Here is a 15,214-nt window from a genome sequence, read left to right as displayed (position 1 = left end):
ATTAGGTATAGTTCGCTATAGAAAGAATTTAAGTAAGTATTAACAATGAAGAAAATAGCAATCGTTGAAGATGAAACAGCAATCCGCGAAAACTACACAGAAATGCTCAGTGCTCAGGGCTATCAAGTTGTAGGCTTTGCTGACAGAGCCAGTGCTGAACTGGCATTTAGTCAATCTTTACCAGATTTAGCCATTGTTGATATTGGCCTTGGCCATGAAGTGGATGGTGGTTTTTTACTTTGCCAAACATTACGCAGTCTATCTAAAACCTTACCGATTATATTTTTAACCGCCCGTGATAGCGAAATTGATACCGTATGCGGCCTGCGTATGGGAGCTGACGATTACTTAACCAAAGACATCAGTATGGCACATCTTGCTGCTCGCATTGGCGCATTGTTTAGGCGCCTTGATGCCTTCGACCAACCAGCTGATCAAGCCGCTCTTTTGCATCGCGGTCCATTAAAGTTAGATACCCAGCGCATGCAGGTTTTTTGGCAAGAGCAACTGGTTGATTTAACTGTGACAGAATTTTGGATGGTGCATTCACTTGCACAGCGCCCAGGCCATGTAAAAAGCCGTAACGAATTAATGAGTGATGCGAAAATTTATGTTGATGACAGCACCATTACCTCGCACGTAAAACGCATTCGTAAAAAGTTTATCGCCTTAGATGATGCGTTTGACTGCATTGATACAGTGTACGGTATGGGTTACCGCTGGGAGCAAGCTTAATGCTGCGTTTTGGGCTTAGAACAAAGTTTATTTTCTTATCCTGCTTTTTGTTTTTATTGCCTTGGCTTGGCTATGAATATGTTTGGGAAATGGAAAAGTTCTTAAGACAAGGCCAAGAAAAAACCTTAGTTGGTACAACCCGCGCGCTAGCAACGGCATTACATGAGCGGCCCGCTTTGTTTGACTCGCAAACCAATTTTTTAGATCAAGTTGTAAAAGGTCGAGATTTATATGCCTATAACCTAAATAACCCGATTCAACTTGATGGTAAATTGTCGGAGTGGCAACCTTATCAAAGTTTATTTTGGCATTATGACAAGCGCTACTTACAGGGGTTAAGTAACGATCATCAAGATAGTGATCTAAGTTTTGATCACATGGTAGGCAAATACGAAAACTACCTTTATGCAGCATTTAAAGTAACAGACAGTTCACTGGTGTATCGTGCTAAAAATGTGCTTAGCTTTACTCGCAATGATCACTTACAAATCATGTTAAAAACACCTGAAGGTGAATTTAAAAGTTATGTGGTGGCAGCTCGTCAAGATGGCTGGGTCAATGCATTTGATGCTACAACACAAGAGCCGGTCACGAAAATCCAAGGTTATTTTAAAAGCACCGACACAGGTTACAATATAGAGTTGCGTTTTCCGCTTGCGATGCTAGGTAATAAGCTCGGTTTTGCGATTGAAGATTGGGATGAAGACAAGGTTGAGCCTCAGCTTATGTCGACCTCAAACCTACAAAACCCCAATGATATCGGCTCTGTTTTAGTGCCTTCGCCAGAAATTAACCGTATTTTGAAAGGCATGGGCCACAGTGGCAGTCGAATTTGGGTGGTCGATAACCATCATCGTGTACTTGCGCAATCAGGCTCTATTCATCATGCCGATGGCGTTTGGGCAGACGGCCTAAAAGAGGAGCCCGCAACAACCTGGTGGCAACGATTTGAGCAAGATTACTTACACCCTCTGTACTATAAGATTCTGACGCGCCCAGAGAATGAATTCATTGATACCTTACATGACGTAGCAGCGATGCAAGGCACACATATTGCGAGTGCCTTAAAAGGAAAACCCGCATCATCATGGCGCTTAACTCCAGATAACAAAGCCGTTATTTTATCGGCCGCCTACCCTATTTGGATCCAAGATAAAGTAATTGGTGCAGTAATCGCAGAAGAAACTACCAACGGCGTGCGTACATTACGTAACAAGTCACTAGAAAAGCTATTTAATGTCATTTTAGCGGTGATGCTTGTTGGCACTGTGACCCTGTTCTTTTTTGCTTCAAGAATTTCCAGCCGTATCCGCCGCTTACGTGATAATGCTGAACAAGCCATTGATGCCCAAGGGCGAATCACTGGCAACATAACCTATGCCGACTCTAATGATGAAATTGGCGACCTTTCTCGCAGCTTTGCCAATATTGTTAGTCGCTTAAGTGGTTATACTGATTATTTAGAAAATATGTCATCACGGCTATCCCATGAGCTGCGTACACCTGTGGCTGTTGTTCGTTCATCACTTGAAAATTTACAAATGCAGCCACAATCTGAGCTCAGCCAAAAATACTTAGACCGTGCCAGTGAAGGGGTTGAGCGATTAGGTAAAATTATTACCACCATGAGTGAAGCGACACGTCTAGAACAAAGCATTCAAAACGCCGAAACAGAAGAGTTTGATCTCACCAAGGTGATCACTGGATGTATGCAAGGCTATCAAATAACCTATGGTGAAAGCCTATTTACTCTATCGCTTGATAAAGAACCATTAAATGTCAGTGGCGCACCAGAGTTTATTGCCCAATTACTCGATAAACTTATCAACAATGCACTTGAATTTAAAACTCCACAAAGCACAATTTCAGTTAGCTTAACCAAGCAAGATCAACATGCGCTATTAACGATTAGCAATCAAGGGCCTTTGTTACCCGATGGTTTAGTTGAACACATTTTTGACTCAATGGTATCTGTGAGGAGCCAACAACATCAGCAGCAGCCTCATTTAGGCTTAGGTCTTTACATTGTAAGGCTTATTTGTGATTACCATCAGGGTAAGGTATTGGCAGAAAATTTAGATGATGGCACAGGTGTTGTGTTTACTGTGAAGCTGCCTATTAAATAAGCACATTTGCGTTACATATGATTACAGTTTAGAGACGTTATATTCACCAATAATTCAGATTACAGAACGTAATATTTGTATTACAAAAGGAAAATATTTTTGGAGAGCATCATGCGATCTGGATTACAACGTGAAGAGATTGAATTCATTATGGGGCTATTTAACCATAATGAAGTAACAGATAAACAAGCGGCTCCAAAAAAGCAGCCAGTAAAAACTGATACAAAAAAAGTTGATACAGCGCAATATAAAGCGAACTACAAAGCAACTTATTTGACCTGAGTAAGCCGAGATCATTACAATGGCGCACTTTCTAAAGATGGCATTCTGTAATGAAAAAACACTCACCTAAAAAAGAACTGATTTTACTGCCTGTTTTATTCGTGGCTATTCTGCTTTGTGTTGCAGGGCACTTCCTACTTCAGCCTAACTATCAAGACAGTCATACCGTTGAGTATTTACTTGCTGCACTTCCATTTGCCTTGTTTGGATTAGTAATTATCGCCTTTAAAGTTGCCAGCAAAAACGATAACCAAGAATAGTTAATACCAACTCGCTTAATTAAGTATTATTGAGCATAGATATCACAATACATGATAACCAAACCAGTCGGGCTTCATGGCTTGTGCCTGCCCACTTGGCGTTAATTTGATTGATAAGTTGCTATCAAGCAAATCAATCGCAAAACAATCGTCCACATCGTGTAAATCATCTTTATGAAGATGAGTCATTCCAGCCAATAAAGACTCTTTAGCGCGTTGCTTTGCTTCTTCACTGCTACGCGCAACGTACAAGGCAAAATCATGTTGCTCAGCAAGGCTATCTGCTCGATAGGCACCTAAATTCACAAAATACAGTTTTTCAGCTTGGCTATGTTGAGTATCAACTACTTCAACCTGATAGCCATCGATATGCTGAATTTGCATGTAGCTATCCATATGTACTTTGCTTTTATCACCCACCCACTGTGCTTTAAGCTTTGAATAGGTTTGTTCAATGTTATCGCCTACGACAAATCTAACATCGTGCATTTCAATGTGGCATCCTTGAATACGACCGCCCAAATAGACTAAAAAAAGTGCCATGTTTTTCCTTATATTAAGCTTTCAACATTAATATTGTGCTTTTTAATTAATTTATAAAAATCTGAGCGATTACGTTTCGCAAGCTTAGCGGCTTCGGCAACATTACCCGCTGACATTTTCAGCGTATTAATTAAATAATCTCGCTCAAATTCTTTTTTTGCATCATTTAAAGAAAGCGGCTCAGCAATACTAGCGTTGCTGTTTAATGCACTTTCTACGAGCTGAGCTGCAATCACTTTACCGGGTGTTAGGGCTACTACCTGCTCTATCACATTCTGTAATTGACGAATATTACCCGGCCAGTCATAGCGAACCAAGGCATGCATCGCATCATTAGCAAATTGCTTTTGCTCTTGTCCCATACGTTTAGCAATTAAACCTGCAAAATGCTGTGCTAGCAAACTAATATCTTCTCTGCGCTCACAAAGCGGGGGGAGTTTTAAGTTCACCACATTTAATCGGTAATATAAATCTTCACGGAATTGCTGGTTGCTGATTGCCTCAGGGAGGTTCTTGTGAGTCGCTGACATCACCCTCACATCAATTGGGATTTCTTCTTGAAAGCCCACAGGGCGAATGGTTTTCTCTTGTAAAACCCTTAGCAGCTTTACTTGTAAATTTAGCGGCATATCACCTATTTCGTCTAGAAAAAGGGTACCACCTTGGGCTTGTTGAAACAAACCTTGGTGATCTTTTACCGCGCCTGTAAACGCGCCTTTTTTATGACCAAACAATTCAGATTCTAAAAGCTCCCCCGGCACAGCGCCGCAGTTAATAGCAACAAATGGCCCTTTACTAACATGGCTATGTTGATGTATCGCTTGTGCTAGCAGCTCTTTACCTGTTCCGCTGGCACCGGAAATCAACACATTCACTTGCGTTGGGCCAAGCAATTTAACTTGCTCAAGTAAATGCAACATCGCGCCGCTGCGGGTGACAATATTTGTTTGTGTCGGTGTTTCATCACCATGTACACCATGGATCTCGATAGCTTTAGCAAGGCTGTCGAACAGCTCATCTTTATCAACCGGCTTGGTAATAAACGCAAATATACCTTGTTTAGTTGCTTCAACTGCATCAGGAATCGAACCATGCGCTGTCATCATAATCACCGGCATCGAAGGATAACGACTTTGCAGCTGGCGATGCAGGGCCATGCCGTCCATTTCATCCATTCTTAAGTCAGTGATCACCGCATCATAGGTTTGGCTTTTTAGCGCTTGTAATGCCTCAATGCCACTTTCAACAGTACTTACCAAGTAGCCTTTAGACTCAATTCTAATCGCCAATAACTTTAATAAACTAGCATCGTCATCAACTAATAAAACTCGTGGTTTTGTTACTTCATTCATGGTTACTGCTCCTTGGTTTCTTCACGTAGCAGAAGTTGTTGTTCGATAGTCGCAAGCGACGATAAGGTTTTTTCCATTTCATCACTCAGCGCTTGCTTTGCTTGTTTTGCCGCTAAACTTTGCTGTAAATATTGCTTTTGTAGCCAAAGATACTGCTTAATATCATCTGGCCAATAATAAGCACGGTCGCTTTTATCAAGCAGGTTAAGGGCCTTTTCAGGTTCTGAAGCAGCGAATAAACATATCGACTCAAAAAGACGTTTTAGTTCATTTTCACCAACATAATTTACTTTGTCAGATTTTGCTTTAAAGCCACCACACTTGGCAGCATGCCATGCAATAACGGTACTTGCGGACGGATACAAAGGCTCACTTTTTGGTCGAGGTTTAGGGTTAGGTTGCCCATCAGGTTTAACCTCTGCTTTCGGCTCTACTTGTTCTGGCTCAACATTCTTTTGCGTGAGCGTGCACCCAGTTATAAAAAACGTGCCTATAACAAGCATAAAACTGGCTTTATTAGCTAAGCCCATATCAGTTAACTCCTTGGGTTAATTGAATTGGTAAAATGGCTGTAAATACACACCCTTGAGGGTCATTATCAGTAATATAGAGCTTACCGTTTAATTGATCTACGGTTTCTTTGACTATGGTTAAACCCAGTCCGCTGCTCATTTCAGTATGTTGTTTTGCATTCTTGCCTTGGTAAAAAGCCCCGAACACAGCGGCTTTTTCAGTATCATCAATGCCTTCGCCTAAGTCGCTTACACTCAAAATTAATTGCCCCTGCTTTAAGCTTGCCTTGATTATCACTGACTCATGTTCTGGCGAAAACTTTAACGCATTTGAGGTCAGCTGAATAAGCACCATTTCAAGTAGTTCTATTGATATAAACAAGGCTTTATTTGGTAACTCGTTAACCCAAACAATGGATAAGTCACGCGCAGATAGTCGGTGCTCAAAATGACGCTCAATTTTATTCATCATCACGTTAAAATTAAGCTCGCTCAGGCTTTGCTTACTAGTGCGGATAGCGTTGTAACTCAATAAGCTTTCAATCATGACTCTAAGTCGCACCATACTTTGTGTTATTAGCTCAAGGACTGCTTGTTGCTCGCTATTGATTGGGCCAACAATTTCATCTGCAAGTAAATCTGTGCCTTCAACCATAGAAGCTAGGGGGGTTTTCAACTCATGTGTCACATGACGCAAAAAAGTATCTTTTTGCTGCTCAAGCATATGTAACTGTGCTTGTACCCATTCAAGTTTATTGCCTAATTCAACTAACTCTGAAGAACCACGGACATGAATTTTTTGCTGCCAGTGCCCTTGCCCTAATTTATCAATAACATTGGTAAGCTCTCGTAGGCGTCCGCTTATCCGCCATAGAAATCCACCACCTACCAATAGCGTGAGTGGAATTAATGCTATTAACCAATTAATAAATGAAGCTTGTAATGCTTTTAATTGCTGTTGGTTTTTTGTGATCCGTAATTCATTTTGCTCTTTAAGCCAGTTTGTTTGTTCACTGATAAGCTTGCTAGCAGGAGCAAACAGCTCACCATCTTGCTTTTGTTCAACTAGCAAATGCTGCTCTGCAAATTGTAATACCTCAGCAAGCTGACGCCACTGCGACACATAATCAGCTGCAGGGCTCAAAAAAATAAGCTCATCAACACTTTGCAAAGAAGATTGCCACTTGTTAGCAATCAGGCTATCGAGAGATTCACTCTTAAGCACCCAATTTTGTCGAGTCGCCCTTTCTAAACTATTTAAGTCTTGTTTAAGATTATTGAATGCTTTGGTAAGTTCGTAATTGTCACCGACGATTTCTTGGGTCAGCGCAAGCTGCTTATTAAGGGCATTTAAAAACAAAATCACCACTAAAGATAACGGCAGTAAAGACAGCAAAATACTACAAACGAACTGACTAATGAGACTAGGCCGCCAGTTGACTAACTGTTTCATTTTTATCGCTACTTTATTTTGCATATTCACTCTCAACATAATTGCTGATGCTGATTATTAGTGAATAAACTTAGACACTCGCTGAATCCGACCTTAAAAAGTACTGACTTTTACCCAAAAACTGATACATAGTTGCTATTTAGCAACACGCTAACTCATTGAAACAAGGTGAATAAAGCTTAGTCGCCTAAAAAGCGTTGCAAAAAAGACACAATACTCTGTAACTATTTCGCATTAAAAACCACACAAAAGTTATAACCCACTGATAATTAACACATTTAAAAACTGGCACCAATTTTGATAACTACAAAGTAAATTAGTCATTTAGGACACAAAATGAAGATTACGGCCATTTCAGCCGCAGTGTTGATAAACCTAGTTACGGTAGACTGTTATGCATTCGATCTGCAAACGACTTTTAACGAGCTAGATAAAGACAGTAACGGCTTTTTGAGTGAAGCAGAGGCATCTGAAGATGCATTATTACATAGCAACTTTACTCAAATAGATAGTAACCAAGATGGTCAAATTTCATTTTCTGAGTTTCAGTCGTTTATTCAATAGGAGATTGTAATGAAACAACTTTTAGCAGCGTTTTCACTCATGTTTTTGGTTATCAGCGCTACCGTTTTAGCATCACAAATGGATGTTCGATTTGCTAAATTTGATACAAACGCCGACGGTGAGATTTCTTTAGCTGAAGCGACTAAGCACGATAACTTACTTAAGCAATTTGCCGACCTAGATGAAAACGGCGATCAAGTTTTGTCTGAACAAGAGTTTGAAAAATTCAAACCTTAACGGCTTAAAGTGCTTGCCATAATCCCAGAGGGAATGTGTAAACGGATTTAAATTATGGGAGTTAAATTATGGCAAGCACTTTTATTTATAAAGGAGTGTAATTATGAGAATTTTCTGGCTTGCTTCATGTACCTTAATTACAATAAGCTTCAATAGCTTAGCATTGGATGTAAAACAAAGATTTGATCACTTAGATAAAGACAAAAATGGCTTTTTGTCTTTGCAAGAACTGTCATCCCAACCACACTTGCAAAAACGCATGGCAGAGTGGGATACAGATAAAGATCAACAAATTTCGCTCCTAGAATTTAAACACTATTTAACAAACAAGAGTTAAAGTAATGTCAAAATTAACCTTTGCCAGCCTAATTTTATGTTGTGGATTTAGCACATTGGGTTTTGCTGCAGATAGTATTGGTGAAAAATTTAAACAACTTGACCGTAATGACGATGGCTACCTTACTCGCTCAGAGTCTGCAAGAGATCCTGCTCTATGGTCACGTTTTAAAAATTACGACAGCGATAAAGATAATAAATTATCGCTGAGTGAATTTAAGGTCTACGCAAGTAAATAAAAATGTCTATTTGATTATTTAATTGCTGCTGAGTTGCAGTTTACTGCAACTCTGATAATGTTTTCATAATTCAATAAAAACTATTAGAAGATTATGAAACTCATCATCAGCTTACTGGCAACAGCTTCGATAAGTTGTTTTGCCAATACCACAGTAATTTACAATGTAAATGGTTACACACCAACCTACAAAGGTGAAACTCAACACTTTTCAACACTGGTTTTTAAAGACGGTAAAGTTGTAAAAACCGGTAATGATTCAATCAAAAAAAGCTTTCCTGATGCCACCACGATTGATGGCCAACAAGCCACGTTATTGCCTGGTTTGATTGATGCCCATGGCCATGTGATTGGTTTAGGTAATAACCTTTCACAACTTGATGTTAGAAGTACTCGCTCGGCAGATGAAGTTGGCAAAATGCTAGCTGAGTTTGCTAAAGATAAACAAGGCTGGATCATTGGTCGAGGTTGGAACCAAGAGCAGTGGCCTGGTGGACAGTTCCCAAATGCTGCTGATTTAGACAAGTATTTAAAAGACAAACCCGTAGTGCTTTCTCGAGTTGATGGCCATGCTGTGTGGGTAAATTCAAAAGCAATGGAGCTTGCAGGTATCACCAAAGAAACTCGCTCTCCTGCCGGTGGTGAAATTATAAAACTGGATTCTGGTTTACCTTCAGGGGTATTCATTGATAAAGCCGAAACGCTTATTACTCAGCATGTACCAAAAGCAAGCCATGCCAGCATTAATACTGCATTAGATAATGCAGGTAAACATCTACTTAGTTTAGGGATTACATCAACCCATGATGCCGGTATCGATTATGATACCTGGCAAGTGTATAAGCAGCGCTCTGAACAAAGCACCCTTCCCGTTAGAATAGTAGCTATGCTAAGTGCTGCTGATCCTCAGCTAGAAACAATGCTTAAAGCGGGCCGATATAAAGATATGAATGACATGCTGTCGATTCGTAGTGTCAAAGTGTATGCAGATGGTGCGCTAGGAAGTCGTGGTGCAGCCCTAATCGAGGAATACGCAGATCGAAAAAATCACCATGGCTTAATGCTTGAAACCCAAGAAAAGCTTGAGCAACTATTCAACTTAAGCTTTACCCATGGCTTTAGTGCTAACACCCATGCAATTGGTGATAAAGCCAATCACGTAGTGCTAGATGCCTATGAAAATGTGTTTAAAAAAACCGGTGGAATTTTACTTCGTAACCGAATTGAACATGCACAAATTGTTACTCCTGAAGACATTCCTCGTTTTAAAACGTTAAAAATCATTCCATCAATGCAGCCTGTTCATGCAACATCTGATATGCATATGGCAGAGCAACGTCTAACTGAAAAACAACTTGAAGGGGCTTACGCTTGGAAAACCTTTTTAGCGCAAGGCTCAGTGATTGCGGCGGGTTCTGATTTTCCAGTAGAGCTTGCTGATCCGTTTGACGGCTTATATTCAGCCATTACTCGCATGGATCATAATCAGCTGCCAGAAGGCGGCTGGCGACCACAAGAGCTACTATCGCGTGATGAAGCTTTACGTGCTTTTACTTTAGGTGGTGCATATGCTGCACATCAAGAGTTTAAACTTGGCAGTTTAGAGCAAGGAAAGTGGGCTGACTTTATCTTGATTGATAAAGACTATTACAAAGCGCCAGTCTCAGAGATCCACGATATAAACGTGACACAAACTTGGATTGCGGGCCAGCTTAAGTATAAAAAAGAAGATTAGTATTACTAAGTGTTACTTAGCGTCAGCTTTTTGCTGACGCTTTAATTTTATGATGTGGTAAATATTCACAAATGCTAGTAAACCATTGGTAAAGGCCACAGGAACAGCACCAATTGCCAGCCCGTAGAAGGTAAATGCAATACATCCTGCTAGGTTAAGCCAACGTAGCTTAACAACATCGCTCATTGTCAAAGAAGCAACCAAAAGTGCTGACGCTAAATAGCCTAAATATTCCCAACTCAATTGTTCTCTCCTAGGCTTTAGGTTAGCATTGGAGCTTGTCATTTTTTTTGACGCACTCAGTGCTACTTTGACAATAAAATAAAAAAGCTAACTTACTAAAAACCTTGTAAAGCTGCAGAAAAATCTTGGCTTTAAAATCATTACACGGGAAATGAAGGTATCAGTAACGTGAAACACCTTACTAGCAAGTTAGCGTAAATTCTTAGAATCTTAATGCTAACGTCATTAAGATGTAATAAATAGGACAATTGTCCGAAGAGCGGCGTTAATGTTTCAATATCATTTTTCAAGCTATCTTGTTGACCAATTACTGACATTTGCTGGCAGCAGTTTTCAACAAGCTAAAAAAGAAGTGCTGATCCATCAGGATCAACCTTTATCAAAACTCGTATTAGTTAGAAGCGGCACGGTGTCATTCAGCTATGACGTGGGTAACGGCCGACGCCTTCTTTTAGGTCAACTTGACTGTAATAACACCCTGATTGGTGAGATTGAAGCACTGAATAATTATCCCTGTATTTACACAGTAACGTGCTTTAGTGATGTAAGTTATAACCTAATTGAGCTTAAACATTGGCGTGCACTACTATTAGAAAAACCAGAGCTAAGCTTATACACAGCGCAAACAATCGCTGCTAAATTCCAAGAAAACCAAAAAATAAATTTAGATAAGCTGCTATTACCACTTAGCTACAACATAGCTAAAGATTGCTTATTAAGAGCTGAGAATAATAACCCAACATTACTGCGTGCCTACCCTACCGTAAATGCAGAAGCTGAGCGCTTTGCCACCACCGAAAGAGCTTATAGACGCGTTGTAACAGAATTAGTTGAAAAAGGCTTAGTAAAGAGAAGTACTCAAGGCTTACAAGTGGTAGATATCGACAAGCTTAGTGACTACGTCGAAAGTTTTGCGCAGTTATGAGTGTAAGAACACTCATAACTTTGTAAAAATGATGCTTATTTTTCTAAAAGTATGTCGTGAATATTAGCTAAATCAGACTTTCCTTCGATGATTTCGTCTGGCGTTAAGCCTGAAAGTTCATGAGGGAATACTAACCACTCTTCAGACTCATGAATATAATAATCTGGCACCATGTCTACTTTTGAGTTCTTTGGCTTGTAGTATGGACATGCAACACGAATATCACGTGGTAAGTTCAAACGCATTAATTCAGAAAGCTTTTCTTTCAATGCAAAAATACTGCGGCCAGAATCGAACACGTCATCAACGATTAATAATGAGTTATCTGCATTCGCATTTTCAATGATGTAATGCAAACCGTGAACTTTGATCTCTTTTGACTGCTGGTTAATACCGTAATACGATGAAGTACGCACTGCAATATGGTCAGTTTCGATACCTTTATAATCGTAATATTCCTGAACTGCGATACCAATTGGAGCACCACCACGCCAAATACCAATGATGAAATCAGGACGGAAACCATCTTCATAAACTTGTGCCGCAACACGAAATGAATCTTCAAGAAGCTGCTGCGCAGTGATATAGCACTTATCTGACATAAATAGAGACCCCAGTGTGAATGATCATTCAAGTGTAGCTAATTTAATAATAACTAACCACAGGATGAGAAAATGTGGGGCGGGATTTTATACTAATTTACTCAAAAAAGCTTGTATCAGTTTGTGAATTTACAAAAAAAGCGCCTTAACTTCATCTAAGTTAGGCGCTTTTTATTAATCACAGAAAAGTAAATTACTTATGCTTTTTCTAGTAAGGTTCTTGCAACTGTACGCATACCTTGTGTTGTCGCACCAGCAGCCCACTCACTTGTACTACCCATGTTAAATGCTGCTGCCAGGTCAATGTGTACCCAGCCTTTGCCTTCATTTGGCACAAAGCGAGATAAGAAACCAGCCGCATTAGATGCACCACCATAGCCACCCCCCTTTTGAGGACGGCTATTTGCGGTATCTGCATATGGTGATGGACAGTTTTGTTGATGCCATTTTTCAAGTGGTAATGGCCAAGCAGCTTCCATTTCCTGCTCTGCAAAGTCTTGTACGTCACGTACAAGCTCTTTATCAAGACCAAATAATGCGTTGTACTCTTGACCAACAGCTACCAGTGCAGCGCCTGTTAGTGTTGCCGCATCAATAATTAATGGCGCACCCGACTCACCTGCAGCCATTAAACCATCAGCAAGTACTAAACGGCCTTCAGCATCAGTATTAACGATTTCAACCGTTGTACCATTCTTATAGGTCAGGATATCGCCAAGTTTATATGCATGGCCTGAAATAAGGTTTTCTGCACAACATAAGAATAATTTAATGCGTTTGTTGATACCACGGTTAATAGCAAGTGCTAAGCCTGCAGTTACTGTAGCAGCACCACCCATATCGCACTTCATGCCTAGCATGCCTTCACTTGCTTTGATTGAGTAACCACCTGAATCAAAGGTAATGCCTTTACCAACCAAAGCGGCAGCAACAGGGGCATTTTCGTCACCAGTTGGGTTGTAATCTAATGCTAATAATACCGGTGGGCGTTCACTACCACGACCTACCGCGTGGATACCAATCCATTGTTGTTCTAATAAAGCATCGCCTTTAATGATTTGGTAACTTACATGCTCAGGCGCTAATGACTGAATGAATTCTGCCGCTTTACCAGCTAGGCTCTCAGGGAAAATATCATCAGCTGTGCCATTGATCATTTGACGAGCCCAAGTCGCAGCTTGCTTTAAAGAAGCCAGTTCTTTGCCGTCTGTTTTTGCATTTTCAACAAACTCAATTGCATCTAAATTTTTTGGTGAAACAAAGCCTTGATAAAAAGCCCATTGTGTTTCTGTACACCAAACATCGCCCACTAAAGCAATATTTTTTAAGCCTTGATTAGCTAACGTACGTGCTGCTTTTTGTACGTTTTTAAGTGTATCTTGCTCAGTTAAATGAACAGTTGCGCCTTGTTCAGTAAAAGAAAGAGCGGCTTTTTCGCCCCAGTGTGCGGCAGCGCCCTGCTCGCTAAGTTGAACTAAAAATTTTTCTGACATGTTAGAATACTCTTTGCGCTAAAAATGTTGCCTGAGTTTACTACAGCCAACGTAAGTTCCCAACAGCTTGCGATAAATAGCATTATGTTGAGTGGTTCAATCCTCGTAATGAATGACATACAATAAAGAAAAACGAAATTATTAGAGCCATGAAGTTCACTCCCGCATTACAATCAGCCACCTTAATAAAACGCTACAAACGCTTTTTAGCCGACTTAAAAACGGCTGAAGGCGAAGAGTTTACAGCGCATTGCGCCAATACAGGAAAGATGACGGGCTGTGCTGAGCCAGGGTTTAACGCTTTTTATTCAACCAGTGATAACACCAAACGCAAATACCCCCATTCACTACAACTAACAGAGAATCAATTTAATCATTTAATTTGTGTCAATACCGCTATTGCAAACAGAATTGTGCAAGAGGCTCTCAATGCTGGCACTATTGCTGAACTAACTGATTACCAAACAATTACAGCAGAAGTAAAATACGGCCAAGAAAATAGCCGTATCGATTTTTTATTAACAGATGAAAACAAGCCCCATTGTTATATTGAAGTAAAATCAGTGACTTTACTCTCGCAATTAGAGCCGCAGTCTGGGCAAGGTTATTTTCCAGATGCAAAAACTGAACGAGGTCAAAAGCACCTAAGGGAACTAGTAGAAATGGTGCAACAAGGGCATCGTGCAGTCTTACTGTTTGCAGTTTTACATGAAGGTATTAATCAAGTAAGTGCTGCAGCTCATATCGATCCCAAATATGCGCAACTTTTAGCTCATGCAATAGAGCAAGGAGTTGAAGTGATTGCTTATAAAGCAAAAATTTCAGCCAACGAGATTCAATTGCAGGAAAAGTGTAGTTTTCAGCCTTAAACAACTCTTTTCTTAAAACAGCAGTAAATAACACGATTTAAGTTGTATTATTTTTTTTTGCCCATATAACTATGCAAATTTTAAAAAATTAACGGATAGTTAAGGGCTTACAAAACCGCCCATAATTATTTGAGCAATCATCAGCTCGAGGCCTATAGGATTAATTAAAAATAAATTTGCCTCAACCTAATGATTCTGCTATTTATAGCCGCCGGCTAATGCTGGGCAAAATATTAAGGATTTAGGAGAAAGTTATGCCAGACCAAAAAAGACTAGGGTTATTGGCTCAAGCCGGGTTGGATCCATATCAAGAAAAACCAGGTGAAGAGTATATGAATGAAGCACAACGTGCTCATTTCAAAACAATTTTAGAAGCTTGGCGTAACGATTTACGTAACGAAGTAGACCGTACTAAATCGCATATGCAAGACGAAGCAGCTAACTTTCCAGATCCAGTAGACCGTGCAGCACAAGAAGAAGAATTCTCATTAGAACTTCGTACTCGTGACCGCGAGCGTAAACTGATCAAGAAAATAGAAAAAACGATTCAATTAATCAAAGAAGACGATTTTGGTTTCTGTGAATCATGTGGTATTGAAATTGGTATCCGCCGTTTAGAAGCGCGTCCTACAGCTGATTTATGTGTAGACTGCAAAACGCTTGCGGAAATTAAAGAAAAGCAATCTGGACGCGGTTAATATCCTTTAAT

19 protein-coding genes are annotated in these 15,214 nt (G+C 40.1%); 12 read left to right on the top strand and 7 right to left on the bottom strand.

What is annotated here, in order from left to right:
* Positions 1–45: 45 nt before the first annotated feature.
* The 4 genes from pdsR to EVU92_RS07860 all read left to right on the top strand — a co-directional run bounded on the left by pdsR (position 46) and on the right by EVU92_RS07860 (position 3,403).
* A complete protein-coding gene (pdsR, locus tag EVU92_RS07870; RefSeq protein WP_130050748.1) occupies positions 46–735 on the top strand; it encodes a proteobacterial dedicated sortase system response regulator in 690 nt (229 codons plus the stop codon).
* The gene (gene pdsS, locus EVU92_RS07865) at positions 735–2,861 is read left to right on the top strand and encodes a proteobacterial dedicated sortase system histidine kinase (RefSeq protein ID WP_130050747.1); all 2,127 of its coding nucleotides are present in this window, start codon (positions 735–737) and stop codon (positions 2,859–2,861) included. The genes pdsR and pdsS overlap by 1 nt, the downstream gene beginning before the upstream one ends.
* Positions 2,862–2,972: 111 nt before the next feature.
* Positions 2,973–3,143, top strand: a complete 171-nt coding sequence (locus EVU92_RS21560) for a hypothetical protein (protein WP_167658756.1) — start codon at positions 2,973–2,975, stop codon at positions 3,141–3,143.
* 50 nt (positions 3,144–3,193) lie between these two features.
* Positions 3,194–3,403, top strand: a complete 210-nt coding sequence (locus EVU92_RS07860; RefSeq protein WP_054551195.1) for a hypothetical protein — start codon at positions 3,194–3,196, stop codon at positions 3,401–3,403.
* A gap of 42 nt (positions 3,404–3,445) precedes the next feature.
* Here EVU92_RS07860 and EVU92_RS07855 read toward each other — a convergent pair whose 3' ends face one another.
* From EVU92_RS07855 to EVU92_RS07840, 4 genes are read right to left on the bottom strand one after another with little or no spacing between them, the layout of a single operon-like run.
* Positions 3,446–3,946: a DUF1543 domain-containing protein gene (locus tag EVU92_RS07855; RefSeq protein ID WP_130050746.1), complete on the bottom strand. Its 501-nt coding sequence runs from the start codon at positions 3,944–3,946 to the stop codon at positions 3,446–3,448.
* Between the two features lie 8 nt (positions 3,947–3,954).
* Positions 3,955–5,298: a sigma 54-interacting transcriptional regulator gene (locus EVU92_RS07850; protein WP_130050745.1), complete on the bottom strand. Its 1,344-nt coding sequence runs from the start codon at positions 5,296–5,298 to the stop codon at positions 3,955–3,957.
* A 2-nt stretch (positions 5,299–5,300) separates the two neighbouring features.
* Positions 5,301–5,828 carry a hypothetical protein gene (locus EVU92_RS07845; RefSeq protein WP_130050744.1) on the bottom strand — a complete coding sequence of 176 codons (528 nt, stop codon included), beginning with the start codon at positions 5,826–5,828 and terminating at the stop codon, positions 5,301–5,303.
* A gap of 1 nt (position 5,829) precedes the next feature.
* Complete coding sequence (locus EVU92_RS07840) at positions 5,830–7,287, bottom strand: HAMP domain-containing sensor histidine kinase (protein WP_130050743.1); 1,458 nt, start codon at positions 7,285–7,287, stop codon at positions 5,830–5,832.
* Between the two features lie 312 nt (positions 7,288–7,599).
* On the opposite strand from EVU92_RS07840, the gene EVU92_RS07835 reads away from it, so the two are divergent.
* The 5 genes from EVU92_RS07835 to EVU92_RS07815 all read left to right on the top strand — a co-directional run bounded on the left by EVU92_RS07835 (position 7,600) and on the right by EVU92_RS07815 (position 10,373).
* Entirely contained in the window at positions 7,600–7,827 is a 228-nt protein-coding gene (locus EVU92_RS07835; RefSeq protein ID WP_130050742.1) for an EF-hand domain-containing protein, read from the top strand.
* Positions 7,828–7,836: 9 nt separating this feature from the next.
* The gene (locus EVU92_RS07830) at positions 7,837–8,064 is read left to right on the top strand and encodes a hypothetical protein (protein ID WP_130050741.1); all 228 of its coding nucleotides are present in this window, start codon (positions 7,837–7,839) and stop codon (positions 8,062–8,064) included.
* A gap of 103 nt (positions 8,065–8,167) precedes the next feature.
* The gene (locus EVU92_RS07825) at positions 8,168–8,401 is read left to right on the top strand and encodes an EF-hand domain-containing protein (RefSeq protein ID WP_130050740.1); all 234 of its coding nucleotides are present in this window, start codon (positions 8,168–8,170) and stop codon (positions 8,399–8,401) included.
* Between the two features lie 4 nt (positions 8,402–8,405).
* Positions 8,406–8,639, top strand: a complete 234-nt coding sequence (locus EVU92_RS07820; protein WP_130050739.1) for an EF-hand domain-containing protein — start codon at positions 8,406–8,408, stop codon at positions 8,637–8,639.
* Between the two features lie 93 nt (positions 8,640–8,732).
* Complete coding sequence (locus EVU92_RS07815) at positions 8,733–10,373, top strand: amidohydrolase (protein WP_130050738.1); 1,641 nt, start codon at positions 8,733–8,735, stop codon at positions 10,371–10,373.
* A 12-nt stretch (positions 10,374–10,385) separates the two neighbouring features.
* On the opposite strand, the gene EVU92_RS07810 is transcribed toward EVU92_RS07815, so the two are convergent.
* Positions 10,386–10,616 carry a YgjV family protein gene (locus EVU92_RS07810; RefSeq protein ID WP_130050737.1) on the bottom strand — a complete coding sequence of 77 codons (231 nt, stop codon included), beginning with the start codon at positions 10,614–10,616 and terminating at the stop codon, positions 10,386–10,388.
* Between the two features lie 268 nt (positions 10,617–10,884).
* Between EVU92_RS07810 and EVU92_RS07805 the strand changes: the two genes are divergently transcribed.
* Positions 10,885–11,541, top strand: coding sequence for a Crp/Fnr family transcriptional regulator (locus EVU92_RS07805; protein ID WP_130050736.1), 657 nt, complete (start codon positions 10,885–10,887; stop codon positions 11,539–11,541).
* A 35-nt stretch (positions 11,542–11,576) separates the two neighbouring features.
* Here EVU92_RS07805 and EVU92_RS07800 read toward each other — a convergent pair whose 3' ends face one another.
* Positions 11,577–12,143, bottom strand: coding sequence for a phosphoribosyltransferase family protein (locus EVU92_RS07800; RefSeq protein WP_130050735.1), 567 nt, complete (start codon positions 12,141–12,143; stop codon positions 11,577–11,579).
* Between the two features lie 197 nt (positions 12,144–12,340).
* Positions 12,341–13,636, bottom strand: coding sequence for an aminopeptidase PepB (gene pepB / locus EVU92_RS07795; RefSeq protein WP_130050734.1), 1,296 nt, complete (start codon positions 13,634–13,636; stop codon positions 12,341–12,343).
* A 149-nt stretch (positions 13,637–13,785) separates the two neighbouring features.
* Here pepB and sfsA point away from each other — a divergent pair, with 149 nt between their 5' ends.
* Complete coding sequence (gene sfsA, locus EVU92_RS07790) at positions 13,786–14,505, top strand: DNA/RNA nuclease SfsA (RefSeq protein WP_130050733.1); 720 nt, start codon at positions 13,786–13,788, stop codon at positions 14,503–14,505.
* 254 nt (positions 14,506–14,759) lie between these two features.
* Positions 14,760–15,203, top strand: a complete 444-nt coding sequence (gene dksA / locus EVU92_RS07785) for an RNA polymerase-binding protein DksA (RefSeq protein ID WP_130050732.1) — start codon at positions 14,760–14,762, stop codon at positions 15,201–15,203.
* The last annotated feature ends 11 nt before the right edge of the window (positions 15,204–15,214 follow it).

The organism is Pseudoalteromonas sp. MEBiC 03485, assembly GCF_004195145.1.
In the GTDB taxonomy this organism is placed as follows: Bacteria; Pseudomonadota; Gammaproteobacteria; order Enterobacterales; family Alteromonadaceae; genus Pseudoalteromonas; species Pseudoalteromonas apostichopi.
This window is presented reverse-complemented; position numbering and strand designations above follow the sequence as displayed.